This window comes from Erythrobacter sp. CCH5-A1 (genome assembly GCF_001557115.1).
GTDB lineage: Bacteria > Pseudomonadota > Alphaproteobacteria > Sphingomonadales > Sphingomonadaceae > Erythrobacter.
Map to the genome: position 1 here is coordinate 1 of NZ_LSKQ01000101.1, position 588 is coordinate 588.

Here is a 588-nt window from a genome sequence, read left to right on the forward strand (position 1 = left end):
ACAAGCACGATGATACCTTCAGCTACGGCTCCGGGTTCGGGAAGAGGTCGTTCACGCATTCTGATGGCGGGATCGAGACCGGCTTTGCCAATGGCGCCAATGCGTTCGACACCCGTCAGGCTATTTCCTCTTTGGCCTACAAGCCGGTGCGCTCCGATGGGTTCGCATCGGACTTCAGGGAGGCTCTTTCACAAGGGTTCAACAGGGCAGAGGGGCTTCGGCAAGCGGCATCCGAGTCTCGTAGCGCCACTGTCTCCACCGGCACCGAGCTTCTCGAAAGCGCAAGCCGAAGCGCGTCGTCCTCGAACGAGAATGGATCGGCGTTCAATTCGAGCGTGTCGAAGTTTAACGACCAGGTTCGTTCGCTATCAAATACTCTTCAAGAGAGGTTTGGCCTCAGCGAAAGCGACTCGCAGAGCATCTCTAGATCTTTCCTTTTGTCTGGCGAAGCCGGCGCCTCAGGAGGCGTAAATGGCAAACTTGGTGTTGGAAGTTCGGATGGCATTGTTGCTGCGATCGGTGCTGATGCTGCTGCAAAGCTTTCTACGAGCATAATCGCACAACACAGACATGCTACCGGGGAGACGC

1 pseudogene is annotated in these 588 nt (G+C 56.3%); it reads left to right on the forward strand.

Annotated elements, in window-relative coordinates:
• Positions 1–588: pseudogene (locus AX708_RS20765) on the forward strand (peptidase M23); the annotation flags it as partial.